Genomic DNA, 23,934 nt, shown 5'->3' on the forward strand with positions numbered 1-23,934 from the left:
AGTGCGGCAGCATGCAAGCCCACCCGGGCTGCTGCCAAGGCGACAGAAGCGCCCTATTGCAGGCGGTGCTTGCTGGCTTCGGGCAGCAGCAGTGGCAGTACATCGATGCCGTCATCGGCCAGCGCGCGCTGCTCTTGCGGGGTGGCGGTGCCCCGGATGGGCCGGACATCGACTTCACCCTCGTGCATCTGCCGGGCCAGGTCGGCAAAGTCACTGCCTACATCGTCGGTGTTGGCAATGACCTGGCGCGACAGTTCCAGCCAGGCCTGTTGCAGGCGCTGGGCATCGCTGAGCGGGTTATGAGAAGGCTGCGATGGCGAGGACGCGGCCGGCGTGCTGCCGGGATGTGCGGCGGCTGCGGCCGATGAGGCCGGCGTGGCGGGCGCCGCTGCGGGGATGGAATTGGATTTGCGCGCCAGATGCGGGGCGCTCAGGCCTTTGACGATCTCGCGCGAATTGCACATCGGGCAACTGAGCCAGCCCTGGCTCTGCTGCTGCTCCAATGCGGCATCGGAGGCAAACCAGCCTTCAAAGACATGGCCCAACGGGCAGCGCAGGTTGAAAACCTTCACAGACTCACCCCGCTCGGCTCACCTTGCGCAGCAGGTACTGGTAGGCAAAGCCGGGGAAGGCAAAGGTCAGGAACAAGGTGCCGGTAACGGCATAGAACTCCCAACCCTGGCTGCTGCGCTGGCCGGCACGGCCTTCGAGCAGCATGGCAAAAGCGCCGACCAGGAAATACAGCACCACCAACTCGACCAGACGTATCCACAGCGCCTTGCCAACGCTGCCGCCGTCCTGGCAGACCGGCCCAGCGGCCAGAATGCGTTGGTTCAGAAACGGCAGATTGGCCGCAACAAAGCCCGCCACGATCACCAGCCAGATGGATGCGGTGATAGACATGCGGGCTTTGCAGAGTTGGAGGGCAGATGGTTTAGCTGGCGAGCGCGCGCAGCACGGCGTCAGAGCACAGCTTCATCAGACCGCCGGGCATGATACCCAGGATCAGCACCAGCGCGCCATTGACGACCAGCACGGCACGCACGTCCAGCGGTGCATGCACCTTGGCGGCAGTGATGGGCTTGTCGAAGTACATGACCTTGACCACGCGCAGGTAGTAGAAGGCGCCGATCAGCGACATGACCACTGCGAACACGGCCAGCGCAATGTACAGGCCGCTGCCCGATGCCACCAGCGCTTGCAGCACGGCCAGCTTCGAGTAGAAGCCCACCAGCGGAGGAATACCAGCCATCGAGAACAGGCAGATCGCCATCACGCCGGCGTACAGCGGGCTGCGCTGGTTCAGACCGGCGAAGTCAGCGATCTCCTCGCTCTCGAAGCCTTCGCGGGCCAGCAGCAGCACCACACCGAAGGTGGCCAACGTGGTCAGCACATAGCTCACCACGTAGAACATCGATGCGCTGTAAGCGTTGCCAGCCGTTGCGGCTTCCACATTGCCATTGACCACGCCAGACATCAGACCCAGCAGCACAAAGCCCATTTGCGAGATGGTCGAGTAGGCCAGCATGCGCTTGATATTGGTCTGTGCAATAGCGGCCAGGTTACCAATGAGCAGCGACAGGATGGCCAGCACGGCCAGCATCTGTTGCCAGTCGATGGCCAGCGGCAGCAGGCCGTCGACCAGCAGGCGGATCACGATTGCGAAAGCTGCCAGCTTGGGCGCGCCGCCGACGATCATCGTGATGGCGGTTGGTGCGCCCTGGTAGACGTCAGGCACCCACATGTGGAAAGGCACCACACCCAGCTTGAACGCGAGGCCCGCCACCACAAACACCAGACCGAACACCAGCACCTGATGGCGGATCAGGCCGGAGTTGACCGCCTTGAACACTTCACCGATGTCCAGCGAGCCAGTGGCACCGTAGATCATCGACAGGCCGTACAGCAGGAAACCCGACGCCATCGCGCCCAGCACGAAGTACTTCATGCCCGCTTCCACCGCAGCAGTGTTGTCACGGCGCAGGCAGACCAGCGCGTAGCTCGACAGGGTCAGCAGCTCCAGGCCCAGGTAGATGATCAGGAAGTTGTTGCCCGCGATCATCACGTTCATGCCCAGCAGTGCCAGCAGCGACAGGATGAAGTACTCGCCGCCCTTGAGCATGCCACGGTCACGCGAGTAGCCACGGCCATACACCAGGGTGACGGCCATGGCGATGGCCGCCGCGCACTTGAGCCAGTTGCCCATGGCGTCGGAGACGACCATGTTGCCGAAGGCGTAGAAGGTATTGCCATTGCTGGCGTAGATACCGGTGATCACCGCCACGACCACCAGGGTCAGCAGCGACAGAATGTAGGTGAGCGTGCGCCCTGCGCTCTTGACGCCCAGGTCCACGAGGGTGATGACGCAAGCCATCACCAACAGCACGATTTCAGGATAGATAGCCAGCCAGCTGATGTTATCAATCATCTCAAGTCTCTCAATTCTGTCCGACCATCACAGCTTGGACGCAGCGACATGCTTGAGCAGGTCGGCCACCGAGGCACCCATCACATCGGTGAACGGTGCGGGGTAGACACCCATGATCAGCACGGCAGCAGCCAAGATGCCCAGGATTAGGAATTCGCGGCAACCGATGTCCTTGAGCTCACGCACATGGTCATTGGTCACGGGGCCGAAGTACACGCGCTTGTACATCCACAGCGTGTAGGCCGCACCCAGAATCAGCGCGGTGGCCGACAGCACACCAATCCAGAAGTTGAACTTCGTGGCGCCCAGGATCACCATCCACTCGCCGATGAAACCGGCGGTGCCTGGCAGGCCGCAGTTGGCCATCGCAAACAGCAGTGCAAAGGCAGCAAACTTGGGCATGGTGTTGACCACACCGCCGTAGGCAGCGATGTCACGCGAATGCACGCGGTCATACAGCACGCCGATGCACAGGAACATCGCGCCCGAGACGAAGCCGTGGGCAATCATCTGTACCAGGCCACCCATGACACCGATGTCATTGAAGATGAAGAAACCCAGGGTCACAAAGCCCATGTGTGCGACGGACGAGTAAGCCACCAGCTTCTTCATGTCCTTCTGCACAATCGCCACCAGACCCACATAGATCACGGCGATCAGCGACAGCGCGATGATGAGCCAGGCCCATTCATGCGACGCATCGGGAGCGATCGGCATCGAGAATCGCAGGAAACCATAGGCACCCAGCTTCAGCATGATCGCGGCCAGCACCGCAGAGCCACCGGTAGGCGCTTCGACGTGCACGTCGGGCAGCCAGGTGTGGACCGGGAACATCGGCACCTTCACGGCAAACGCAGCGAAGAAGGCAAAGAAGATCAAGGTCTGCTCGGTCATCGTCAGCGGCAGCTGGTGCCAGGCCAGAATCTCGAAGCTGCCCGACTTGCTGTACAGGTACAGCAGCGCGATCAAGGTCAGCAGCGAACCCATCAGCGTGTACAGGAAGAACTTGAACGCTGCGTAGATGCGGTTCGGGCCACCCCAGATACCGATGATCAGGTACATCGGAATCAGGGTTGCTTCAAAGAACACGTAGAACAGCAGACCGTCCAGTGCGGAGAACACGCCGATCATCAGACCCGACAGGATCAGGAACGCGCCCATGTACTGGTTCACGCGCTCGGTGATCGACTCCCAGGAAGCCAGCACCACGATCACCGTGATGAAGGCGGTCAGCGGCACGAACCAGAAGGAGATGCCATCGACACCCAGGTAGTAGTTGATACCGAAGCGTGGAATCCAGGACGCCTTCTCGACGAACTGCATCGCCGACGTACCCAGCTGAAAGCCGGTGTACAGCGGCAAGGTGACCAGAAGGCCTATCAGGGCACCGACCAGTGCGATCCAGCGCACCATCTTGGCTTGCTCCTGCTTGCCAAAGGCCAGCAGGACCGTACCAAAGACGATGGGCGTCCAAATTGCAAGACTCAACAATCCCATTTTTCTTCTTCCTTACTTGTTGAGCAGCACGAAGTACGTCATGGCCAGGAAGATACCCAGAATCATGACCAATGCGTAGTGGTACACATAACCCGTCTGCAGCCAGCGCACCAGCGCGGAGATGCGGCCAACCACCTTCCAGGAACCATTGACGATCAGACCGTCGATCAGGCCTTGGTCGCCCACCTTCCAGAACAGGCTGCCCAGCACGCGCGAGCCGCGGGCGAAGATGTTTTCATAGACCCAGTCCACACCGTACTTGCCCTCCAGCACCTGGTACAGGCCGACCTTTTCGCTGACGCGCTTGATCGCAGCAGGAATTTCGGGCTTAAGCATGTAGAACACGTAGGAGGTCACCACACCGGCCAGGGCCAGCCAGAACGGCGCAGCGGTGAAGCCGTGCAGTGCCATCGGAATCCAGCCGTGGATCTTCTCGGCCAGCTCGGCCATCGCGCCGTGCTTGCTGCCATCGACATAGATGACGCCCTTGAAGAAGTCACCGAACAGCATCGGCATCAGCGCGATCGCACCGATCACCACCGAAGGAATGGCCAGCAGCACCAGCGGCAGGGTCACCACCCATGGCGACTCATGCGGCTTGGCATCGTGGCCATGGCCGTGGTGGTCGTCGTGAGCATGGTGGTCGTCGTGGTGGGCATCGGGGTTCTGGTCGTAGCGCTCTTTACCGTGGAACACGATGAAGTACAGACGGAACGAGTAGAACGCGGTGATGAACACACCCGCCAGCACGGCAAAGTTGGCAAAGCCGGCGGCCGGCAGGTTCGAGGCGTGCACCGCTTCGATGATCGCATCCTTCGAGTAGAAGCCCGAGAAGAACGGCGTACCAATCAGCGCCAGATTGCCCAGCAGGAAGGTGATCCAGGTGATGGGCATGTACTTGCGCACGCCACCCATCCAGCGGATGTCCTGGTTGTGGTGCATGCCCATGATGACCGAGCCCGCGCCGAGGAACAGCAGCGCCTTGAAGAACGCGTGGGTCATCAGGTGGAACACCGACACCGAGTAGGCCGACACGCCCAGCGCGATGGTCATGTAACCGAGCTGCGACAACGTGGAGTACGCGATCACGCGCTTGATGTCGTTCTGGATGATGCCCAGGATACCCATGAACAGCGCGGTGATCGAGCCAATCACGAGGATGAAGTTCAGCGCTGCGTCGGACAGCTCATAGAGCGGCGACATGCGTGAAACCATGAAGATACCGGCGGTCACCATGGTAGCCGCGTGGATCAGTGCCGAGATGGGGGTAGGACCTTCCATCGAATCGGGCAGCCAAGCGTGCAGCGGGAACTGGGCCGACTTGCCCATCGCACCGATGAACAGGCAGATGCAGATCACCGTCATCAGCGACCAGGTCGAGCCTGGCAGGGTCATGCCGCTCAGCTCCTGGGTCTTGGCGAAGATTTCGGTGTAGTTCAAGGTGCCGGTGTAGGCGGCGATCAGGCCGATACCCAGGATGAAGCCGAAGTCACCGACACGGTTGACCACGAAGGCCTTCATGTTGGCGAAGATCGCGGTTTCCTTCTTGAAGTAGAAACCGATCAGCAGGTACGACACCAGGCCCACCGCTTCCCAGCCGAAGAACAGCTGCAGCAGGTTGTTGCTCATCACCAGCATCAGCATCGAGAAGGTGAACAGCGAGATGTACGAGAAGAAACGGTCATAGCCGTCGTCTTCCGCCATGTAGCCGATGGTGTAGATGTGCACCATCAGCGACACGAAGGTCACCACGCACATCATCATCGCGGTGATGGAATCGATCATGAAACCGATCTCCATCTTCAGCGACCCGACGGTCATCCAGGTGTAGAGCGTCTGGTTGAAGGTCGCGCCTTCAAACACCACGCTCTGGAACGTCATCGCAGAGATGACGAAGGCAATGAACACACCCAGGATGGTGAGCGTGCGGCTGCCAACGCGGCCGATGCGGTTGCCGCCCAGGGCGGTACCGAAAATGCCTGCCAGCAAAGATCCTGCCAGGGGCGCCAGAGGCACCGCCAACAGTGTTGAAGCAGAAAGGGTTTGACTCATTCTTCTTAACCTTGCAAGTATTGGTCCCTCAACCCTTCAGGGAGTTGAGATCTTCCGCATCGATGGTGGACTTGTTACGGAACAGCAACACCAGGATTGCCAGACCAATGGCCGACTCTGCCGCAGCGACGGTCAGGATGAAGAACACGAAAATCTGGCCGTGCATGTCTCCCAGGTAATGGGAGAACGCGACAAAGTTCGTGTTCACTGCCAGCAGCATCAACTCGATGGCCATCAGCAGCACAATCAGATTGCGGCGGTTCAAGAAGATCCCGACCACGGACAGGGCGAACAGCATCGCGCCCAACGTCAGAAAATGACCCAGAGTGAGCGTCATACCTTCTTCTCCTCAGCAGCAGCCGGTGGCACCACAGGTGCGGGGGGCTTGCTGGCCTCGACTTTGACCAATTGCAGGCGATCCGAAGCACGCACGCGCACTTGCAGGGATGCATCGATGGCCTTGGAATCCTTGCGCTGGCGCAGGGTCAGGGCAATCGCGGCAATCATCGCCACCAGCAAGATGACCGCAGCCACTTGCACAGGGAACAGATACTCGGTGTAGAGCATGGTGCCCAGCGCCTTGACGTTGCTGTAGGGCACTACCTTACCGGCCGCATCCACCACCGCCGGGATGGCCTTGGGCGCATCGATGGCGCTGAAGCCGCCGATCAGAACGACACCCATCTCGAATGCAACGATGGCAAAAATCACCGCAGCGAGCGGGAAGTTCTTCCAGAAGCTCTTGCGCAGCTGGTCGATGCGGATATCCAGCATCATCACCACGAAGAGGAACAGCACCATCACGGCGCCCAGGTAGACCATCACCAGCACGATGGCCAGGAACTCAGCCTTGAGCAGCAACCAGATACCGGCTGCCTGAGAGAACGCCAACATCAGGTGCAGCACTGCGTGCACCGGATTTGGAGCAGTAACCACTCGGAATGCCGCATACAGCAGCACTACCGAGAACAGATAGAAAAAACCAGTTGTGACATCCATGTGGGGCTCTTTTCGATCAGTCTCCAAGTGCCGCGTTAGCGGTACTTTGCGTCCGCAGCCTTGGCTGCAGCAATTTCAGGTTCGTAACGGTCACCCACGGCCAGCAGCATTTCCTTGGTGAAGTACAGGTCGCCGCGCTTTTCTCCGTGGTATTCCAGAATCTGGGTTTCCACGATGGAGTCCACGGGGCAGCTTTCTTCACAGAAGCCACAGAAAATGCACTTGGTCAGATCGATGTCGTAACGGGTGGTGCGGCGCGAGCCGTCATCACGCACATCCGACTCGATCGTGATCGCCATGGCAGGGCAGACGGCTTCGCACAGCTTGCAGGCAATGCAACGCTCTTCACCGTTTTCGTAACGGCGCAGCGCGTGCAGGCCACGGAAACGCGGCGACAGCGGCGTCTTCTCTTCGGGGAACTGGACCGTGATCTTGCGCGCAAACGTGTAGCGGCCGGTCAGGGCCATGCCCTTCATCAATTCCCAGAGCATGAAGCTCTTGAAGAAATCCTTCACCGAGAAAGAGCGGGGAGAAACTGCAGTAGTCATGTTGTATTCCTCCGCTTATTTCCAGATGTTCCATGGCGACAGCAACCAGCCGCCGACAAAGACCAGGTACACCAGAGTCACGGGGATGAAGATCTTCCAGCCCAGACGCATGATCTGGTCATAGCGGAAACGTGGGAAAGTAGCGCGAATCCAGATGAACATCGACACCACCAGGAAGGTCTTGGCTGCCAGCCAGATCCAGCCCGGGATGAAGGACAGGAAATCGAATGGTGGCAACCAGCCGCCCATGAACATGATCACGGCCAGGATGGACACCAGCCACATGCTCGCGTACTCCGCCAGGAAGAACACGGCAAAGCCCATGCCCGAATATTCCACCATGTGACCGGCCACGATTTCCGCTTCGCCTTCGACGACGTCGAAGGGGTGGCGGTTGGTCTCGGCCACGGCAGAGATCAGGTAGACGATGAACATCGGCAGCAGTGGCAGCCAGTTCCACGACAGGATGCTGGCACCCGACGATGCCATCATGCCCTTGCCCTGGGCCAGCACGATCTCGGTCAGGTTCATGCTGCCGGTGACCATGATCACCACCAGGAAGCAGAAGCCCATCGCGATTTCATAGCTCACCATCTGGGCCGATGCGCGCAGCGCGCCCAGGAAGGCGTACTTGGAGTTCGATGCCCAGCCGGCGATGATCACACCATAGACTTCGATCGACGTGATGGCCATCACCAGCAGCAGGCCGACGTTCACATTGGCCAGCGCCACATCGGGGCCGAAAGGGATGACCACCCAGGCTGCCAGCGCAGGCATGATGGCCATGATCGGGCCCAGGCGGTAGAGGCCCGAGCTCGCCGCCGTCGGCGTGATGATTTCCTTGGTCATCAGCTTGAGGCCGTCGGCCAGAGGCTGGAGCAGACCGAAGGGGCCGACCCGGTTGGGGCCGTAACGCACCTGCATGAAGCCCAGGAGCTTGCGCTCCCACAGGGTCAGGTAAGCCACCGCGCCCATCAGAGGCAGAACGATGCACAGGATCTTGATCAGGTTCCAGATCACCGGCCAGACCAGGGTCGCCCACCAGTCGGCTGCGATCAGGGTCAGACCGCCGTTGTAGATTGCGTCGATCATGCTGCAACCACCTCCGAGGATTGGCGGGCATCCGCCGTCATTTGCAACGAAGGCGCGCGACGCACGATGCCATCGAGTTGGTAGATGCTGGCCACCACCGGCTCCTGGCTTGCAGGCGCCGACACAGCCATGTTCGTCTTGGTGCTGTTGGACAGCAGCTCGGCAGGCACCTGGCCTTGCGAGCCCGTGGCCACGGCCAGCACATCCTGCGAGGAGTCAAAGGCCATGCCTGGCACATCCAGCAGGTTGCCCAGCACGCGCAGCACCTTCCAGCCCGGACGGGTATCGCCCAGTGGCTTGACCACGGCGTGGAAGCTCTGCACACGGCCTTCGGCATTCACGAACGAGCCCGAGGTCTCGGTGAACGGCGCGATCGGCAGCAGCACATCGGCGATGTCCATGTTGGCCTTGAACGGGCTCAGGCTCACCACCATCTCGCAGCCTTGCAGCGCCTGGCTGCCAGCGGCCGTGTCGAATGCGGGTTCGCAGTTGAGCAAGATGGCAGCCTTGACGCCACCGGCGAGCATCTCACCAGCGTGCATGCCATGGGCCTGGGGCACAGCGCCCACCCATTGCGCGCCCACGGTGTTGGCCGCTTCGGTCAGGAAGCCCACGGTCGCACCGGTCTGCGCGCCAATCCAGTTGGCGATCGACAGCAAGGTGCTCGCTTGTGCATGGTGTGCCACGGCATTACCCAGCAGGATGGCCTTTTGCTCGCCGTTTTGCAGCGCGCGGGCAATCTCGATGGACTCAGGCGTCACCGTACCGGCATTGTTGGGCGCTTCCACACCCTTGGACTGGGCGATGGCCGCTGCCACGGAGGACAGCGTATAGGCCCACTGCGCAGCAGGTGCGATCAGCTGGTGGGCCAGCGGAATCGCCAGATCAAAAGCCTTGGACTGGATGGCCGTCACCACCGCGCCCTTGCGGGCGGCCTGGCGGATACGCTGGGCAAACAGCGGATGCTCCTTGCGCACGTTCGAGCCGACGATCAACGCGGTGTTCAGGTCCGACAGCGAGGCGATCGAGCGGCCCAGCCAGCGCACGCCTTCTGCCTTGGCAAAATCGGCATTGCGCAGACGGTAGTCCACGTTCTGGCTGCCCAGCGAGCGCACCAGTTCGCCAGCCAGGAACAGTTCCTCAAGGGTGCTGTGCGGGCTGACCAGCGCACCGACGGCGCTGGCGCCGTGGTCGCGTTGCACGCTCTTGATGCCATTGGCCACGTATTCCAGCGCAGCTTGCCAGCTCACTTCGAGCCACTGGCCGCCTTGCTTGATCATCGGCGCGGTCAGGCGCTCTTCGCCGTTGAGCGCTTCGTAGGAGAAGCGGTCGCGGTCGGCAATCCAGCATTCGTTGACAGCCTCGTTCTCGAAAGGCACAACGCGCATCACCTTGTTGTTCTTGACCTGAACGATCAAGTTGGCACCGGTGGAGTCATGCGGCGAGACCGACTTGCGGCGCGACAGCTCCCAGGTGCGGGCGCTGTAGCGGAAAGGCTTGCTTGTCAATGCGCCCACGGGGCAGATGTCGATCATGTTGCCCGACAGTTCCGAGTCCACCGTATCGCCCACGACCGTGGTGATTTCGGCGTGCTCGCCGCGGTTGACCATGCCCAGCTCCATGATGCCCGAGACTTCCTGTCCGAAGCGCACGCAACGGGTACAGTGGATGCAACGGCTCATCTCTTCCATCGAGATCAGCGGGCCCACGTTCTTGTGGAAGACCACGCGCTTTTCTTCTTCGTAGCGCGAGCTGCTGGCACCGTAGCCCACAGCCAGGTCCTGCAACTGGCATTCACCGCCCTGGTCGCAGATCGGGCAATCCAGCGGGTGGTTGATGAGCAGGAACTCCATCACCGATTGCTGGGCCTTGACCGCCTTGTCCGAGGTGGTGCGCACAATCATGCCTTGGGTCACCGGCGTGGCGCAGGCGGGCATCGCCTTGGGCGCCTTCTCGACATCCACCAGGCACATACGGCAGTTCGCCGCGATCGACAGTTTCTTGTGGTAGCAGAAGTGAGGGATGTACTTGCCCGCCGCATCGGCCGCGTGCATGACCATGCTGCCTTCCGCGACCTCGACCTTCTGACCGTCTATTTCAATTTCAACCATATGCTCACTCGCGATCAGGAAGAAGCAGCGGTCTGCTTTTCAGCAGCGTTGATCTTTGCTTCGAATTCATGGCGGAAATGCTTGATCATTGCGCGCACCGGCATCGCTGCCGCATCGCCCAATGCGCAAATCGTGCGCCCCATGATGTTGCCGGCTACCGAGTCCAGCTTGTCCAGATCCTCGGCGCGGCCATGGCCGTGCTGGATGCGGTCAACCATGCGCCACAGCCAGCCCGTGCCTTCGCGGCAAGGGGTGCACTGTCCGCAGGACTCGTGCTGATAGAAGTAGGACAGGCGCAGCAGGCTCTCGACCATGTCGCGCGAGTCGTCCATAACGATGACGGCACCCGAGCCCAGCATCGAGCCGGCCTTGGATATGGAGTCATAGTCCATCGTGCAGGCCATCATGATGTCAGCAGGCAGCACGGGGGCCGACGATCCGCCAGGGATCACGGCCTTGAGCTTGCGGCCGGTGCGCACACCGCCCGCCAGCTCCAGCAACGTGGAGAACGGCGTACCCATCGGCACTTCGTAGTTGCCGGGCTTGTTCACATCACCGCTGACCGAGAAGATCTTGGTGCCGCCGTTGTTGGGCTTGCCGCATTCCAGATATGCCTGGCCACCGTTGCGGATGATCCAGGGAACGGCCGCAAAGGTTTCGGTGTTGTTGATCGTCGTGGGCTTGCCATACAGACCAAAGCTGGCCGGGAATGGCGGCTTGAAGCGGGGCTGGCCCTTCTTGCCTTCGAGCGATTCGAGCAAGGCGGTTTCCTCGCCGCAGATGTAGGCGCCAAAACCATGGTGGGCATGCAGCTGGAAGCTGAAGTTGCTGCCCATGATGTTGTCACCCAGATAGCCCGCAGCACGCGCCTCTTCCAGCGCTGCCTCGAAGCGTTCGTAGACCTGGAAGATTTCGCCGTGGATGTAGTTGTAACCCAGCGAGATGCCCATCGCATACGCGGCGATGGCCATGCCTTCGATCACGATGTGCGGGTTGAACATCAGGATGTCGCGGTCCTTGCAGGTGCCAGGCTCGCCCTCGTCCGAATTGCACACCAGGTGCTTTTGGCCGGGGAAGTTGCGGGGCATGAAGCTCCACTTCAGACCGGTGGGGAAGCCGGCGCCGCCACGGCCGCGCAGGCCCGATTCCTTCATCGTGGCAATGACCTGGTCCTGGGTCAGACCCTCGCCACCGTCCTTGCCCAACAGCTTGCGCAGGGCCTGGTAGCCACCGCGAGCCTCGTAGTCCTTGATCGACCAGTTCGTGCCGTCCAGACCTGCATAGATCTGGGGCTCGATGTGGCGGTCGTGGAAGCAGGTTTCCACGCCGGTGGCCTGGAACTGCGACAGAATTTGAGCGGCTGTAGTCACTTGGTGTCCTCCGCTGCGCGCAAGCCGGTCACCAGCTGGTCCAGCTTTTCGTTGTCCATGAAGCTGCACATGTGGCGGTCATTGACCAGCAGCACAGGTGCATCGGCGCAGGCACCCAGGCATTCCGATTGCTCGATGGTGAACACGCCATCGGCGGTGGTATCACCCATCTTGATGCCCAGCTTGTCTTCCAGGTGCTTGAGCGCCTCGCGGCCACGGCGCAGCTGGCAAGGCAGGTTGGTGCACACGCTCAACTTGTACTTGCCCACCGGATGCTGGTTGTACATGTTGTAGAAGGTGGTCACTTCATGCACGGCGATCTCGGGCATCTCCAGGTACTCGGCGATCACCGCCTCGCTCTCCTGGCTCACCCAGCCCTGCTCCTGCTGCACGATAGACAGGCAAGCCATCACGGCCGACTGCTTCTGCTCTGCCGGATACTTGGCAACTTCGCGGGCAAAGCGTGCTTTTGTTGCTTCGGTAATCATCGGTCAACGTCTCCAAACACGATGTCCAAGGTGCTCAGCACCATCACGGCATCGGCCAGCATGTGGCCACGGCTCATTTCATCGAGCGCCGAGAGATGCACAAAACCTGGTGGACGAATCTTCAGGCGGTACGGCTTGTTGGCACCATCGCTGATCAGGTAGATGCCGAACTCGCCCTTGGGGTGCTCCACCGATGCGTAAGCCTCGCCCTCGGGCACTTTGAAGCCTTCGGTGAACAGCTTGAAGTGGTGGATCAGCTCTTCCATGTTGGACTTCATGGCTTCGCGATCGGGAGGCGCCACCTTGTGGTTGTCGGTGATGACAGGACCGGGGTTGGCACGCAGCCAGTCCACGCATTGCTTGATGATGCGGTTGGACTGGCGCATCTCGGCAATGCGCACCAGGTAGCGGTCATAGCAATCGCCGGTCTTGCCCACGGGAATGTCGAAATCCATGCGGTCATAGACTTCGTAGGGCTGCGACTTGCGCATGTCCCAGGCCAGACCGGAGCCGCGCAGCATCGGGCCCGTCAGGCCCAGGTTCATCGCACGGTCGATATCGACCACGCCGATACCCACGTTGCGCTGTTTCCAGATGCGGTTGTCCGTCAGCAGGGTTTCGTATTCGTCCACGCACTTGGGGAAGCGCGCGGTGAAGTCATCGATGAAGTCGATGAGCGAACCTTGGCGGTTGCGGTTCATCTGCTCGATGGCCTTGGCATTGCGCACCTTGCTGGCCTTGTACTGCGGCATGGTTTCGGGCAGGTCGCGGTACACGCCGCCAGGACGGAAGTACGCCGCGTGCATGCGCGCGCCGGAGACGGCTTCGTACATGTCCATCAGGTCTTCACGCTCGCGGAAGCTGTAGATCAGAATGGTCGAGCTGCCGCCGTCATTGCCCGACGAGCCCAGCCACATCAGGTGGTTCATGATGCGGGTGATCTCGGAATACATCACGCGGATGTATTGCGCGCGGATCGGCACTTCCAGGCCCAGCAGCTTTTCGATAGCCAGGCAGTAGGCGTGCTCGTTGCTCATCATCGAGCAATAGTCCAGCCGATCCATATAGGGCAGCGACTGGATGAAGGTCTTGCTCTCCGCCAGCTTCTCGGTGGCGCGGTGCAGCAGGCCGATATGCGGGTCTGCACGTTGCACCACTTCGCCATCGAGCTCCAGCACCAAACGCAGCACGCCGTGTGCTGCAGGATGCTGGGGACCGAAGTTGAGTGTGTAGTTTTTGATTTCAGCCATGGTTCTTCATCGTGAGGTCAGAGCGCCTCAGTGCAGGCCTCCGTAATGGTCTTCACGAATAATGCGGGGCGTGATCTCGCGCGGCTCGATCGTCACGGGCTCATAGATCACGCGTGCCTGCTCGGCGTCGTAGCGCATTTCCACATGGCCCGTCAGCGGGAAATCCTTGCGGAAGGGGTGACCGATAAAGCCATAGTCGGTCAGAATGCGGCGCAGGTCGACATGGCCTTCAAAGACGATGCCGAACAGGTCAAATGCTTCACGTTCCAGCCAGTTGGCCGAGGCCCACAGCTGGCTGAGGGTGTCGAGCACCGGGAAATCATCGTCCTGGCAGAACACGCGCACACGCACGCGCTGGTTCAGGCTGATCGACAATAGGTGGGAGACCACGGCAAAACGTGGGCCATCGGTGCCCACGTCCTTGTATGCGGAGTAATCCACGCCGCACAGGTCCATCAGCATCTCGAACTTGCATTCGGGCGCATCGCGCAGCAGCTGCATGGCCTGCAGGTAGTTCGAGGCCGAGACTTCAACGGTCACTTCACCCAGCGCCAGGGTTACCGAGCGCGCCTTGTCGCCCAGCACGCGGGCGATCGTCTCTTGCAGCACGCTAGGCTGTATCAGTTCTACACTCATTCCAACTCCTAGGCGCGCGCGATCGTGTGGGTGCGGCGGATTTTCTGCTGCAGCTGGATGATGCCGTAGATCAGTGCTTCTGCCGTGGGCGGGCAGCCTGGCACATACACGTCCACCGGCACGATGCGGTCGCAGCCGCGCACCACCGAATAGCTGTAGTGGTAGTAACCACCACCGTTGGCGCAGGATCCCATCGAGATCACCCAACGCGGCTCAGCCATCTGGTCATACACCTTGCGCATGGCCGGGGCCATTTTGTTGCACAGGGTACCGGCCACAATCATCAAGTCAGCCTGGCGCGGGCTGGCACGAAAGACTTCGGCGCCGAAACGGCCGATGTCATAACGCGCAGCGGCTGCGTGCATCATCTCGACGGCGCAGCATGCCAAACCAAAAGTCATGGGCCAGATCGACCCGGTCTTGGCCCAGTTCACCACCGAGTCGTAGCTCGTGGTGACAAAGCCTTTCTCCAACACACCTTCAATCATCGTGTACCTTTTTGATTTCCGGTTATTCCCAGGTCAGCGCGCCCTTTTTCCATTCATAGGCGAAACCCACCACCAGAATGGCCAAGAACACGAGAACCGCGATAAAACCAGGCATTCCCACTTCATGCAGCGAAACCGCCCATGGGAAGAGGAACGCAATTTCCAAGTCGAAGAGAATGAAAAGAATGGCGACGAGGTAGTAGCGCACGTCGAACTTCATGCGCGCGTCTTCAAAGGCCTCAAAGCCGCATTCGTAAGGGGAGTTTTTCGCCGCGTTCGGGCGATTGGGTCCGAGGATGTAGCCTATGACCAGTGGGCCAAGGCCAACGCCTGCCCCCACCAGGATAAACAAAAGGACCGGGAGGTATTGTTCGAGGCTCATCTTGATGTCTACTCACCGCAGGAGCCAACCCAGGTAAGCACAAGACGCGACCCAGGCAGGCCTTTTATTGTGTTGGTGCCGTCGGCGAGACTCGAACTCGCACAGCTTTCGCCACTACCCCCTCAAGATAGCGTGTCTACCAATTTCACCACGACGGCTGATTTGACTTATCTGGCAAGCACCGATTGCTTTTACTTGCAATCTGCTCACCAGACAGACTCAGATTCTACTCTGGAAAAACCCTGCCTCCAGGGATTCCTTTCAAATAGTTGAGTTATTTGCCAGCAGGCTGCGCTGGCTCAGCAGGGGCGGCGGGAGCCGCTGCAGGTACGGACGCATCGGCAGCGGGAGCGGCAGCAGGCGCAGCAGCACCTGCGGCAGGCACCGAAGCATCAGCGCCAGCGGCGGGAGCAGCAGGAGCAGCAGGAGCAGCAGCCGGTGCAGGCGTCGAAGCAGGAGGAATGGTCGCGTCCACGGGGGCACTCGACTGCGGGATCGCCGCAGCAGGGCCTTCGAGCACGCTACCGGCCGAAGTCGGGCGGGCATTGCCCAGATAGGCCAGACCCAGGGTCGTGACAAAGAACACCGCTGCCAGCACGCCAGTGCTGCGCGAGAGGAAGTTGGCGCTACCGGAAGCACCGAACAGGCTGCCAGCGCTGCTGCCGCTGCCAAAGGCAGCGCCCGCATCGGCACCCTTGCCATGCTGCACCAGCACCAGGCCAATCATGACCAGTGCTGCCAGCATTTGAATCGTCAACAGAATCGTTACCATCATCTACCCTTTTATCAAACTTGGTCGTCGCCAGCAGCCGCTTGTCTATCAAGCAGCTGCAGCAATAATTTTCAGAAAATCCTGGGCTTTCAACGAAGCGCCACCGATCAGTCCACCATCAATATCGGGCTGGGCCAGCAGCTGCTCGGCGTTGCCCGCATTCATGCTGCCACCATACAGCACCGGCACCTTCGCCGCCTGCGTACTGGCTGCCGCCAGTTGCGCGCGCAATACAGCATGTACCGATTGCGCCTGCTCGGGGCTGGCCGTCTTGCCCGTACCAATCGCCCACACAGGCTCATAGGCCACGACGATTTCCGTCACGCAGGCGCCGACCGCATGGATCACTGCAGCGAGCTGGCGCTTGACCACCGCTTCGGTCTGGCCGGCTTCACGCTCCGCCAAGGTCTCGCCGACACAGACAATCGGCGTGATGCCGGCAGCCAGCGCCTTTTGCGCCTTCGTAGCCACCAGCGCGTCGGTTTCGCCATGGTACTGGCGGCGCTCGGAGTGGCCGACCAGTGCGTAGCGCACCCCAAAGTCGCGCAGCATCGCAGCCGACACCTCACCGGTGTAGGCCCCGGCGTCATGCGCCGACACATCCTGCGCAGCCAGCGCGATCGCCGAGCCCTGCAGCAATGCCTGCACCTGACCCACATAGACAGCAGGCACCGCCACGGCCACATCGCAGCCCGGCTGACCCAGGCCTTGCAGCAGCTCGCCCAGCAAGGCTTCATTGGCAGCCAGGCTGCCGTTCATCTTCCAGTTTCCAGCAATCAGTTTTTTCACAATTGATCCCAGGTCAGCACGATCTTGCCGATATGTTGGTTGGATTCCATCAGTGCATGGGCCTGACTGGCGTGGGCAGCCGTGAACTGGCTGTGGATGATGGGACGCACCTTGCCCGCTGCCAGCAGCGGCCAGACCTTGGCCTGCAAAGCCTGGGCAATCGCTGCCTTGAAGGCCACCGGACGCGGACGCAGGGTCGAGCCCGTGATCTGCAGACGGCGGCGCAGCACCAGACCGGCATTGAACTCGGCCTTGATACCCCCTTGCACGGCAATGATGACCAGACGGCCATCCTCGGCCAGCGCCTCGACCTCGCGGGCCACATAGTCGCCCGCCACCATGTCCAGGATCACATCCACACCCTTGCCAGCGGTGATGCGCGCCACTTCGGCGACAAAATCCTGGCTGCGGTAGTTGATCGCCTCGTCAGCACCCAAGGCCAGGCAAGCCTTGCACTTTTCATCCGAACCTGCGGTCACGATGACCTTGGCGCCAAAGGCCTTGGCCAGCTGGATCGCCGTCACACCAATGCCGCTGCTGCCGCCCTGGATCAACAAGGTCTCACCGGCTTGCAACGCACCCCGGTCAAACACATTGCTCCAGACGGTAAAGAAGGTCTCGGGCAGGCAAGCGGCCTCGACATCCGACAAGCCCTCGGGCACCGGCAGGCACTGGGCCACCGGGGCCACGCAGTACTCGGCATAGCCACCACCGGCGACCAGCGCGCATACGCGGTCGCCCAGCTTCAGGCCCTGCCCGGCCATCGCCACGGCGTCCCCCGCCACCACCACACCAGCCACTTCCAGACCGGGCAGGTCCGAAGCACCCGGCGGCGGCGCGTAATGGCCCTTGCGCTGGATCACATCGGGGCGGTTCACGCCACTGGCGACCACACGAATGCACAACTCGCCCTGCCCCGCCTGCGGCACAGCGCGCTCTCCCAGCTTCAATACCTGCGGATCACCAAAGGCGGTGATCTCGACTGCACGCATCTTGTCCACGCTTGTTTCCTCAGCCAATCACAATCAGCACACGCTTTTCAGCAGAAAAACGCACCCAGCGCCAGGCGCATGGGTGCGTCACACAGCAGATTATTGCTGTTGTTGTTGCTGCTGGTCGGCAGCACCGTCCACGCGGGGCTCGCGTGGTTCGCGGTGCTGGCGAGGCGCGCGATCGCCGCGGTCACCCCGGTCGCCGCGTGGCTCACGGAACTCGCGTGGTTCACGCTCGGGCATGCCGGCCGGACGGTCCAGCAGCGCCTTCATCGACAGCTTGACACGGCCCTTTTCGTCCGTCTCCAGCACCTTGACCTTGACGACCTGGCCTTCGCTCAGGTAGTCGGTCACCTTCTCCACGCGCTCATGGGCGATCTGGCTGATGTGCAGCAGACCATCCTTGCCGGGCAGCAGGTTCACCAGGGCACCGAATTCCAGGATCTTGACGATCGGGCCTTCGTAGATCTTGCCGATTTCGACTTCGGCGGTGATCTCTTCGATGCGGCGCTTGGCTTCGTCCGCCTTGGCGCCATCGGTGGCGGCGATGGTGATGGTGCCATCTTCCTCGATGTTGATCTGGGTGCCGGTCTCTTCGGTCAGCGCACGGATGGTGGCGCCGCCCTTGCCGATCACATCACGGATCTTCTCGGGGTTGATCTTCATCGTGTACAGCTTGGGCGCAAACGACGAGACTTCCGCCTTGGCTTCGCCCATCGCTTCTTGCATCTTGCCCAGGATGTGCATGCGCGCTTCCTTGGCTTGTGCCAGTGCCACTTGCATGATTTCCTTGGTGATGCCCTGGATCTTGATGTCCATCTGCAGCGCGGTGATGCCGTTGGTCGTGCCGGCCACCTTGAAGTCCATGTCACCCAGATGATCTTCGTCACCCAGGATGTCGGTCAGCACGGCAAACTTGTTGTCTTCCTTGATCAGACCCATGGCGATACCGGCCACGTGGGCCTTCATCGGCACGCCGGCGTCCATCATCGACAGGCAGCCGCCGCAGACCGAAGCCATCGACGAGGAACCGTTCGATTCGGTGATTTCCGACACCACGCGGATGGTGTAGGGGAACTCTTCCTTCGACGGCAGGCAAGCGGCCAGAGCGCGCTTGGCCAGACGGCCGTGGCCGATTTCGCGGCGCTTGGTCGAACCCATGCGGCCCACTTCGCCGGTGGCAAAGGGAGGCATGTTGTAGTGGAACAGGAAGCGGTCTTCAAACTCGCCAGCCAGGGCGTCGATACGCTGTGCATCGCGCTCGGTGCCCAGGGTGGAGATCACCAGCGCCTGGGTTTCACCACGGGTGAACAGGGCCGAGCCGTGAGTGCGTGGCAGCACCGACGAGCGGATCTCGATAGGACGCACGGTGCGGGTATCGCGGCCGTCGATACGGGGCTCACCCGCCAGAATCTGCGAGCGCACGATGCGCGCTTCGATGTCGAACAGCATGCCGTCGACCTTGACGCCGTCAAACGCCACGCCTTGCTCGGTCAGGCCAGCCTTCACAGCGGCGTAAGCCTGGCGGCAGGCCAGCGTACGAGCTTGCTTGTTGCGCAGCTGGTAAGCGTCGCGCAGGGCGGCATCGCCCAGCTCGCCCACCTTGGCGATCAGTGCTTCGTCCTTGGCAGGAGCAGCCCAGTCCCATGCGGGCTTGCCGGCTTCGCGCACCAGTTCGTGGATGGCGTTGATCGCGATCTGGCCTTGCTCGTGGCCATAGACCACGGCGCCGAGCATCACTTCTTCAGGCAGTTGCTGGGCTTCGGATTCGACCATCAGCACAGCAGCTTCGGTGCCTGCCACCACCAGATCCATCAGCGAATCCTTGCGCTGGGTCTGACCAGGGTTGAGCACGTATTCGCCGTTGATGTAACCCACGCGGGCAGCACCGATAGGGCCGTTGAAAGGAATGCCCGAGATGGACAATGCAGCGGACACGGCGATCATCGCAGCGATGTCGGCATCCACTTCAGGGTTCAGCGAGATGGTGTGGATGACCACATGCACGTCGTTGTAGAAACCTTCGGGGAACAGCGGACGGATCGGGCGGTCGATCAGACGGCTGGTCAGGGTTTCGAGTTCGCTGGGCTTGGCTTCGCGCTTGAAGAAGCTGCCAGGGATCTTGCCTGCAGCGTAGGTCTTCTCGATGTAGTCAACGGTCAGCGGGAAAAAGTCCTGACCGGCCTTGGCGATCTTGGAGCCCACCACGGTAGCCAGCACCACGGTGTCGTCGATGTTGACCAGCACCGCGCCGGAAGCCTGGCGGGCGATTTCACCGGTTTCCATGGTGACCGTGTGCTGGCCCCACTGGAAAGTCTTGGTGACCTTGTTGAATATGGACATAGATTGCTCCTGGTTAAACAGCCAAAAACCTGTCGGTTTTCAGCAGGAGCCGGCATGCAGAACACGATGCCATTCCAGGGAGGTTGAAGGCCTGGAACCCGGGGTTCAGCCCCCTTGGAATGACACAGCTTCGCTCTGTTTGCGCGGCGTTGAAGTAAAAAACGCCTGAGCTAGCGGACTAACTCAGGCGTCTCCATCTCACCCTGGGCTTACTTACGCAGGCCCAGCTTAGCGATCAGTGCAGTGTAACGGTCAGCGTCCTTGGACTTGAGGTAGTCCAACAGCTTACGACGACGGCTCACCATGCGCAGCAGGCCGCGGCGACCGTGGTGGTCCTTGGCGTGCGTCTTGAAGTGAGGGGTCAGTTCGTTGATGCGGGCGGTCAACAGAGCCACTTGGACTTCTGGGCTGCCCGTATCGGTAGCGGAACGTGCGTTGGCCTTTACAACTTCGGCCTTGATAGATGCGGCGATCATGTGTTTTCCTTCATAGGAACACCGGCTTGCGCTGGCATTCTGGTTACTTGCGCCGCAGCCGGAAAAGCTTGCGACGTGCGTCTTGCACCATGCAAAACCCTGCAATTATACCCAATAACTTCTTTTAGGTTTTCAGCCCCAAAACCGCACCAAGGCCGATGCCGCCGCGCCCAGCACCACCACCAGCAAAAACGGCGCGCGCAGCGCCAGCGCGATGATGGCCACCGCCAGCGCAGCCAGGCGGGCATCCAGCACCAGTTGCTGGCCGCTGACGAGGGTGTTCATGGCGGTCAGGGCGGCCAGCAGCGCAATCGTCAGCGCGCCGGCTACCCGGGCCATGCGCGGGTGGCGCAGCCAGTGCGCCGGCACACTGTAGCCCAGCAGCTTGGTGCCATAGGTCACGGCGCTGGCCAGCAACACCCAGATCCACCAGTGATTGCCCACGTCTGCCATCACGTTCATCGTGCGGCCTCCTGCGTACTGGCGCCCTGCCCGGCGGGGCCGCTGCTGCGCGAATGGTAGCCCCAGACGGCGCCCACCACCGCTGCAATCAAGATAGGCACGCCCGGCGCCACCCAGGGCACCGCCAGCATCGCAATGCTGGCAGCCACCACTGCCAGCGCAATGGGCTCCCGGTGCGTCAGGCGCGGCCACAGCAGGCCCATGAAGGCGGCCACTGCTGCACCGTCCAGCCCCCAGCGCCCCGGGTCGCCCAGGGCATTGCCCAGCAAGGCGCCCGCAGCGGTGAACAGGTTCCACAGCAGGTAGACGCCCACGCCGGCGGTCCAGAAGCCCCGCTTCTGCTCTTCCTTGTCCGCCTGCCCCAGTGCGGTGGCGGCCGATTCATCAATCGTCAGCTGCGCCGACAGCAGGCGCGCCAGGCCGCGTGGGCCCAGCAAGGCGGCCATCTGCATGCCGTAGACCGCATTGCGCACCCCCAGCAGGCTGGCCGCGCCCAGGGCTGCAGCGCCGGCGCCGCCGCCTGCAACCACGCCGACAAACGCAAACTGCGAGCCGCCGGTAAACATAAGCAGGCTCAAGGCGCAGGTCTGCCAGACCGACAAGCCCGCCGCCACCCCCAGCGCGCCAAAGGAGATGCCATATAAACCGGTTGCCACGCTGATCGACACGCCCATGCGCACGGCAGGCGAGGACCACAACCCTGAACTGTTAGAAGCCATGGGCGGCGATTTTAGAGCGTGTTGTGTCTGGCGCGCGCCACTGCCAGTACTTTGCGGCACATAGGCGCATAAAAGCCCGCAGGGCCAGGGGCCTTGCGGGCTTCGGTACTGCCAAGACGGCGCTCAGACGCTTTGCAGGCTGGCGCTGTCAATGCCATGCGCCGCCTCGCGGGCGCTTTCACGGGCCGAGGCCAGTGCCGGCACGCAGACACCGGCCACCAGGTGGATCAGCGCCTCGGGCACATCGTTGTAGGCGCCGCGCGGGCCCAGGATATTGATGGAGCCCAGCACCTCACCGCCATACCAGACGGGAATGTTCAGCACCGCATGCAGGCCCCGGGCGACCAGGTCCTCGGCTTCGGAGAAGACGGTGCGGATGTCGGCCTCGTCCCGCCCGATATAGGGCAGGCCCTGGTCCAGCACCCGGTCCGACCAGGGGCCCTTGCCGGTGGCCTTGAAGCCGCCCAGCGGGCTGATGGCCTCGTTGGACGAATAGATGCGGCGCATCAGCTTTTCCTGCTGCAGATAAACCAGGCCAGTCAGCAGGCCGTAGCCAAACAGCTGCTGGCAGGTCTCGGCAATCGCGGCCCAGTGGTGCCCGGCATCGCTGCTCTGGCCCAGGGTATGGGCCAGGCGGCCCAGGACATGGGTGGTGCTCATTGCTGAATTCCTTCCAGTGACACGCCATGGGTGTTCTTGCCGAACAGCAGGATGCCCATGCCGCCGACAAACAGCACGCCGGTCATCAGCGCAAACACGCCGCCAAAGCCCAGCACCGGATAGGCGGCTCCCACGATGGTGGGCGAGGCAATCGAGCCAATCCGCGCCAGCGCCGAGGCCGTTCCCATGCCGGTGGCACGGATCGAGGTCGGGTAGATCTCCGAGGTGTAGGTGTACTGGCCGGCGATCACGCCGTTCATGCCAAAGGACAGCAGCATGCTCAGCAGGATGATCTCCTGGTCGGCACCGGCAAAGGCCAGGCCCAGCGCTGCCAGGCAGGATACGAGCATGTAGGCCAGGATGGTGTACTTGCGGCCGATCTTGTCATTCAGGTAGGCAGCCGAGTAGTAGCCTGGAATCTGCGCCAGGTAGATCAGGATGGTGAAGGAAAAGCTCTTGGTCACCGCAAAGCCACGCGCCACCAGCAGGCTCGGAATCCAGACCAGGAAGGCGTAGTAGCAGAACATCACCGTGATCCAGAACACCCAGACCACCAAGGTGGTTTGCAGGTACTGGGGCTTGACCAACGTGGCCAGCTTGGCCCATGCGCCTTGCACGGCGGAGTCAGCTGCTTTTGCAGCCAGGCTCATCTTCACCGGTTCGGGCAGCGGCTTGCCGCTGCTGCGTTGGACCTGCGCTTCAATGGCAGTACAGATCCGGCTGGCCTCTTCACGGCGGCCCATCTCTTCCAGCCAGCGGGGCGATTCGAACAGCGCACGGCGCATCCACAGCAGAAACACCACCGGCACCGAGGCGATGACCATGATCCAGCGCCAGCCATCGGCACTCATCGGCACGATGAAGTAACCCAGCAGTGCCGACATCACAAACCCAAAGGAGAAAAAGCCCGCCAGCGCGCCGGTGAAGCGGCCCCGGTAGCGGCTGCTGACAAACTCCGCCAGGTAGGGGGCGACGATGGCACCCTCGGCGCCCATGCCCACACCGGCAATCATGCGCAGGATGTAGAACTCATGGAAATTGGTGGCAAAGGCATTGATGAAGGTGGCCACGCAAAACAGCACCAGCGCCCACATCATCACGACCTTGCGGCCAAAGCGGTCGCCCAGCATGCCCGACAGCAGCGCCCCCACCAGAAAGCCCACGTAGGTGCTGCTGGCAATCCAGCCTGCCTGGATGCCGGTCAACCCCCATTGTTCGCGCAGCGACGGCAGGATGAAGGCGATGATGCCCGCATCCAGCGCCTCGAAGGCCAGGCCCAGGCCGCCAATGATGAGCAAGGTGAAATGGAAGCGGCTGAAAGGCAGCCGCTCCAGACGTTCGGAAGCGTTATACATAGAGTGGTGCTCGCTCAAAGGCCCA

25 protein-coding genes and 1 tRNA gene are annotated in these 23,934 nt (G+C 61.5%); all 26 read right to left on the reverse strand.

The annotated features are described in order from the left end of the window. Positions 1–53 precede the first annotated feature (53 nt). Complete coding sequence (locus tag ACCQ08_RS01455; protein WP_312409864.1) at positions 54–572, reverse strand: DUF1178 family protein; 519 nt, start codon at positions 570–572, stop codon at positions 54–56. 4 nt (positions 573–576) lie between these two features. After that, complete coding sequence (locus tag ACCQ08_RS01460) at positions 577–903, reverse strand: DUF2818 family protein (RefSeq protein ID WP_312409867.1); 327 nt, start codon at positions 901–903, stop codon at positions 577–579. A 31-nt stretch (positions 904–934) separates the two neighbouring features. Beyond that, positions 935–2,428, reverse strand: a complete 1,494-nt coding sequence (gene nuoN / locus ACCQ08_RS01465) for an NADH-quinone oxidoreductase subunit NuoN (RefSeq protein ID WP_239811297.1) — start codon at positions 2,426–2,428, stop codon at positions 935–937. 27 nt (positions 2,429–2,455) lie between these two features. After that, positions 2,456–3,925, reverse strand: coding sequence for an NADH-quinone oxidoreductase subunit M (locus ACCQ08_RS01470; RefSeq protein ID WP_239811296.1), 1,470 nt, complete (start codon positions 3,923–3,925; stop codon positions 2,456–2,458). A 12-nt stretch (positions 3,926–3,937) separates the two neighbouring features. Then, positions 3,938–5,977: an NADH-quinone oxidoreductase subunit L gene (gene nuoL / locus ACCQ08_RS01475; RefSeq protein ID WP_312409876.1), complete on the reverse strand. Its 2,040-nt coding sequence runs from the start codon at positions 5,975–5,977 to the stop codon at positions 3,938–3,940. A 28-nt stretch (positions 5,978–6,005) separates the two neighbouring features. After that, a complete protein-coding gene (nuoK, locus tag ACCQ08_RS01480; RefSeq protein WP_021028567.1) occupies positions 6,006–6,314 on the reverse strand; it encodes an NADH-quinone oxidoreductase subunit NuoK in 309 nt (102 codons plus the stop codon). After that, positions 6,311–6,976: an NADH-quinone oxidoreductase subunit J gene (locus ACCQ08_RS01485; protein ID WP_239811294.1), complete on the reverse strand. Its 666-nt coding sequence runs from the start codon at positions 6,974–6,976 to the stop codon at positions 6,311–6,313. Before ACCQ08_RS01485 ends, nuoK begins: the two co-directional genes overlap by 4 nt. Positions 6,977–7,011: 35 nt before the next feature. Continuing rightward, positions 7,012–7,524: an NADH-quinone oxidoreductase subunit NuoI gene (nuoI, locus tag ACCQ08_RS01490; protein WP_021028565.1), complete on the reverse strand. Its 513-nt coding sequence runs from the start codon at positions 7,522–7,524 to the stop codon at positions 7,012–7,014. A 15-nt stretch (positions 7,525–7,539) separates the two neighbouring features. After that, positions 7,540–8,616, reverse strand: a complete 1,077-nt coding sequence (gene nuoH, locus ACCQ08_RS01495; protein ID WP_239811293.1) for an NADH-quinone oxidoreductase subunit NuoH — start codon at positions 8,614–8,616, stop codon at positions 7,540–7,542. After that, positions 8,613–10,727 carry an NADH-quinone oxidoreductase subunit NuoG gene (gene nuoG / locus ACCQ08_RS01500; RefSeq protein WP_239811292.1) on the reverse strand — a complete coding sequence of 705 codons (2,115 nt, stop codon included), beginning with the start codon at positions 10,725–10,727 and terminating at the stop codon, positions 8,613–8,615. The genes nuoH and nuoG overlap by 4 nt, the downstream gene beginning before the upstream one ends. A gap of 14 nt (positions 10,728–10,741) precedes the next feature. Next, a complete protein-coding gene (gene nuoF / locus ACCQ08_RS01505; RefSeq protein ID WP_239811291.1) occupies positions 10,742–12,097 on the reverse strand; it encodes an NADH-quinone oxidoreductase subunit NuoF in 1,356 nt (451 codons plus the stop codon). Then, entirely contained in the window at positions 12,094–12,585 is a 492-nt protein-coding gene (gene nuoE / locus ACCQ08_RS01510; protein ID WP_230771676.1) for an NADH-quinone oxidoreductase subunit NuoE, read from the reverse strand. Before nuoE ends, nuoF begins: the two co-directional genes overlap by 4 nt. Further along, on the reverse strand, positions 12,582–13,835 hold the full coding sequence (locus ACCQ08_RS01515; RefSeq protein WP_239811290.1) for an NADH-quinone oxidoreductase subunit D: 1,254 nt from the start codon (positions 13,833–13,835) through the stop codon (positions 12,582–12,584). The genes nuoE and ACCQ08_RS01515 overlap by 4 nt, the downstream gene beginning before the upstream one ends. 27 nt (positions 13,836–13,862) lie before the next feature. Beyond that, positions 13,863–14,471, reverse strand: coding sequence for an NADH-quinone oxidoreductase subunit C (locus ACCQ08_RS01520; protein WP_373448649.1), 609 nt, complete (start codon positions 14,469–14,471; stop codon positions 13,863–13,865). Positions 14,472–14,479: 8 nt separating this feature from the next. Beyond that, a complete protein-coding gene (locus tag ACCQ08_RS01525) occupies positions 14,480–14,959 on the reverse strand; it encodes an NADH-quinone oxidoreductase subunit B family protein (protein ID WP_021028558.1) in 480 nt (159 codons plus the stop codon). 22 nt (positions 14,960–14,981) lie between these two features. Next, positions 14,982–15,341 (reverse strand): NADH-quinone oxidoreductase subunit A, encoded by a 360-nt coding sequence (locus tag ACCQ08_RS01530; protein ID WP_021028557.1) that lies wholly within the window; start codon positions 15,339–15,341, stop codon positions 14,982–14,984. Between the two features lie 73 nt (positions 15,342–15,414). Next, positions 15,415–15,499, reverse strand: a tRNA-Leu gene (locus ACCQ08_RS01535). A gap of 116 nt (positions 15,500–15,615) precedes the next feature. Further along, positions 15,616–16,116: a preprotein translocase subunit SecG gene (gene secG / locus ACCQ08_RS01540; protein ID WP_373448650.1), complete on the reverse strand. Its 501-nt coding sequence runs from the start codon at positions 16,114–16,116 to the stop codon at positions 15,616–15,618. A 45-nt stretch (positions 16,117–16,161) separates the two neighbouring features. After that, the gene (gene tpiA / locus ACCQ08_RS01545) at positions 16,162–16,905 is read right to left on the reverse strand and encodes a triose-phosphate isomerase (RefSeq protein WP_256460979.1); all 744 of its coding nucleotides are present in this window, start codon (positions 16,903–16,905) and stop codon (positions 16,162–16,164) included. Beyond that, on the reverse strand, positions 16,899–17,894 hold the full coding sequence (locus ACCQ08_RS01550; RefSeq protein ID WP_373448830.1) for an NAD(P)H-quinone oxidoreductase: 996 nt from the start codon (positions 17,892–17,894) through the stop codon (positions 16,899–16,901). The genes tpiA and ACCQ08_RS01550 overlap by 7 nt, the downstream gene beginning before the upstream one ends. 99 nt (positions 17,895–17,993) lie before the next feature. Next, the gene (pnp, locus tag ACCQ08_RS01555; protein WP_239811287.1) at positions 17,994–20,237 is read right to left on the reverse strand and encodes a polyribonucleotide nucleotidyltransferase; all 2,244 of its coding nucleotides are present in this window, start codon (positions 20,235–20,237) and stop codon (positions 17,994–17,996) included. Positions 20,238–20,446: 209 nt separating this feature from the next. Next, positions 20,447–20,713 (reverse strand): 30S ribosomal protein S15, encoded by a 267-nt coding sequence (gene rpsO / locus ACCQ08_RS01560; RefSeq protein WP_116925902.1) that lies wholly within the window; start codon positions 20,711–20,713, stop codon positions 20,447–20,449. A gap of 132 nt (positions 20,714–20,845) precedes the next feature. Further along, positions 20,846–21,175, reverse strand: a complete 330-nt coding sequence (locus ACCQ08_RS01565) for an AzlD domain-containing protein (RefSeq protein ID WP_373448651.1) — start codon at positions 21,173–21,175, stop codon at positions 20,846–20,848. Next, on the reverse strand, positions 21,172–21,894 hold the full coding sequence (locus tag ACCQ08_RS01570) for an AzlC family ABC transporter permease (protein WP_373448652.1): 723 nt from the start codon (positions 21,892–21,894) through the stop codon (positions 21,172–21,174). Before ACCQ08_RS01570 ends, ACCQ08_RS01565 begins: the two co-directional genes overlap by 4 nt. A gap of 123 nt (positions 21,895–22,017) precedes the next feature. Beyond that, positions 22,018–22,554: a GAF domain-containing protein gene (locus ACCQ08_RS01575; RefSeq protein WP_373448653.1), complete on the reverse strand. Its 537-nt coding sequence runs from the start codon at positions 22,552–22,554 to the stop codon at positions 22,018–22,020. After that, on the reverse strand, positions 22,551–23,909 hold the full coding sequence (locus tag ACCQ08_RS01580) for an MFS transporter (RefSeq protein WP_373448654.1): 1,359 nt from the start codon (positions 23,907–23,909) through the stop codon (positions 22,551–22,553). The genes ACCQ08_RS01575 and ACCQ08_RS01580 overlap by 4 nt, the downstream gene beginning before the upstream one ends. Between the last annotated feature and the right edge of the window lie 25 nt (positions 23,910–23,934).

It is taken from the genome of Comamonas sp. SY3 (genome assembly GCF_041730275.1).
Classification (GTDB): domain Bacteria; phylum Pseudomonadota; class Gammaproteobacteria; order Burkholderiales; family Burkholderiaceae_C; genus Comamonas; species Comamonas sediminis.

Excerpts from the sequence above, each read along its gene's own strand:
- ACCQ08_RS01460 (WP_312409867.1), bottom strand. The coding sequence starts at position 903 with ATGTCTATCACCGCATCCATCTGGCTGGTGATCGTGGCGGGCTTTGTT.
- nuoN (WP_239811297.1), bottom strand. The coding sequence starts at position 2,428 with ATGATTGATAACATCAGCTGGCTGGCTATCTATCCTGAAATCGTGCTG.
- ACCQ08_RS01470 (WP_239811296.1), bottom strand. The coding sequence starts at position 3,925 with ATGGGATTGTTGAGTCTTGCAATTTGGACGCCCATCGTCTTTGGTACG.
- nuoL (WP_312409876.1), bottom strand. The coding sequence starts at position 5,977 with ATGAGTCAAACCCTTTCTGCTTCAACACTGTTGGCGGTGCCTCTGGCG.
- nuoK (WP_021028567.1), bottom strand. The coding sequence starts at position 6,314 with ATGACGCTCACTCTGGGTCATTTTCTGACGTTGGGCGCGATGCTGTTC.
- ACCQ08_RS01485 (WP_239811294.1), bottom strand. The coding sequence starts at position 6,976 with ATGGATGTCACAACTGGTTTTTTCTATCTGTTCTCGGTAGTGCTGCTG.
- nuoI (WP_021028565.1), bottom strand. The coding sequence starts at position 7,524 with ATGACTACTGCAGTTTCTCCCCGCTCTTTCTCGGTGAAGGATTTCTTC.
- nuoH (WP_239811293.1), bottom strand. The coding sequence starts at position 8,616 with ATGATCGACGCAATCTACAACGGCGGTCTGACCCTGATCGCAGCCGAC.
- nuoG (WP_239811292.1), bottom strand. The coding sequence starts at position 10,727 with ATGGTTGAAATTGAAATAGACGGTCAGAAGGTCGAGGTCGCGGAAGGC.
- nuoE (WP_230771676.1), bottom strand. The coding sequence starts at position 12,585 with ATGATTACCGAAGCAACAAAAGCACGCTTTGCCCGCGAAGTTGCCAAG.
- ACCQ08_RS01515 (WP_239811290.1), bottom strand. The coding sequence starts at position 13,835 with ATGGCTGAAATCAAAAACTACACACTCAACTTCGGTCCCCAGCATCCT.
- ACCQ08_RS01520 (WP_373448649.1), bottom strand. The coding sequence starts at position 14,471 with ATGAGTGTAGAACTGATACAGCCTAGCGTGCTGCAAGAGACGATCGCC.
- ACCQ08_RS01525 (WP_021028558.1), bottom strand. The coding sequence starts at position 14,959 with ATGATTGAAGGTGTGTTGGAGAAAGGCTTTGTCACCACGAGCTACGAC.
- ACCQ08_RS01530 (WP_021028557.1), bottom strand. The coding sequence starts at position 15,341 with ATGAGCCTCGAACAATACCTCCCGGTCCTTTTGTTTATCCTGGTGGGG.
- secG (WP_373448650.1), bottom strand. The coding sequence starts at position 16,116 with ATGATGGTAACGATTCTGTTGACGATTCAAATGCTGGCAGCACTGGTC.
- ACCQ08_RS01550 (WP_373448830.1), bottom strand. The coding sequence starts at position 17,894 with ATGCGTGCAGTCGAGATCACCGCCTTTGGTGATCCGCAGGTATTGAAG.
- pnp (WP_239811287.1), bottom strand. The coding sequence starts at position 20,237 with ATGTCCATATTCAACAAGGTCACCAAGACTTTCCAGTGGGGCCAGCAC.
- rpsO (WP_116925902.1), bottom strand. The coding sequence starts at position 20,713 with ATGATCGCCGCATCTATCAAGGCCGAAGTTGTAAAGGCCAACGCACGT.
- ACCQ08_RS01565 (WP_373448651.1), bottom strand. The coding sequence starts at position 21,175 with ATGAACGTGATGGCAGACGTGGGCAATCACTGGTGGATCTGGGTGTTG.
- ACCQ08_RS01570 (WP_373448652.1), bottom strand. The coding sequence starts at position 21,894 with ATGGCTTCTAACAGTTCAGGGTTGTGGTCCTCGCCTGCCGTGCGCATG.
- ACCQ08_RS01575 (WP_373448653.1), bottom strand. The coding sequence starts at position 22,554 with ATGAGCACCACCCATGTCCTGGGCCGCCTGGCCCATACCCTGGGCCAG.
- ACCQ08_RS01580 (WP_373448654.1), bottom strand. The coding sequence starts at position 23,909 with ATGTATAACGCTTCCGAACGTCTGGAGCGGCTGCCTTTCAGCCGCTTC.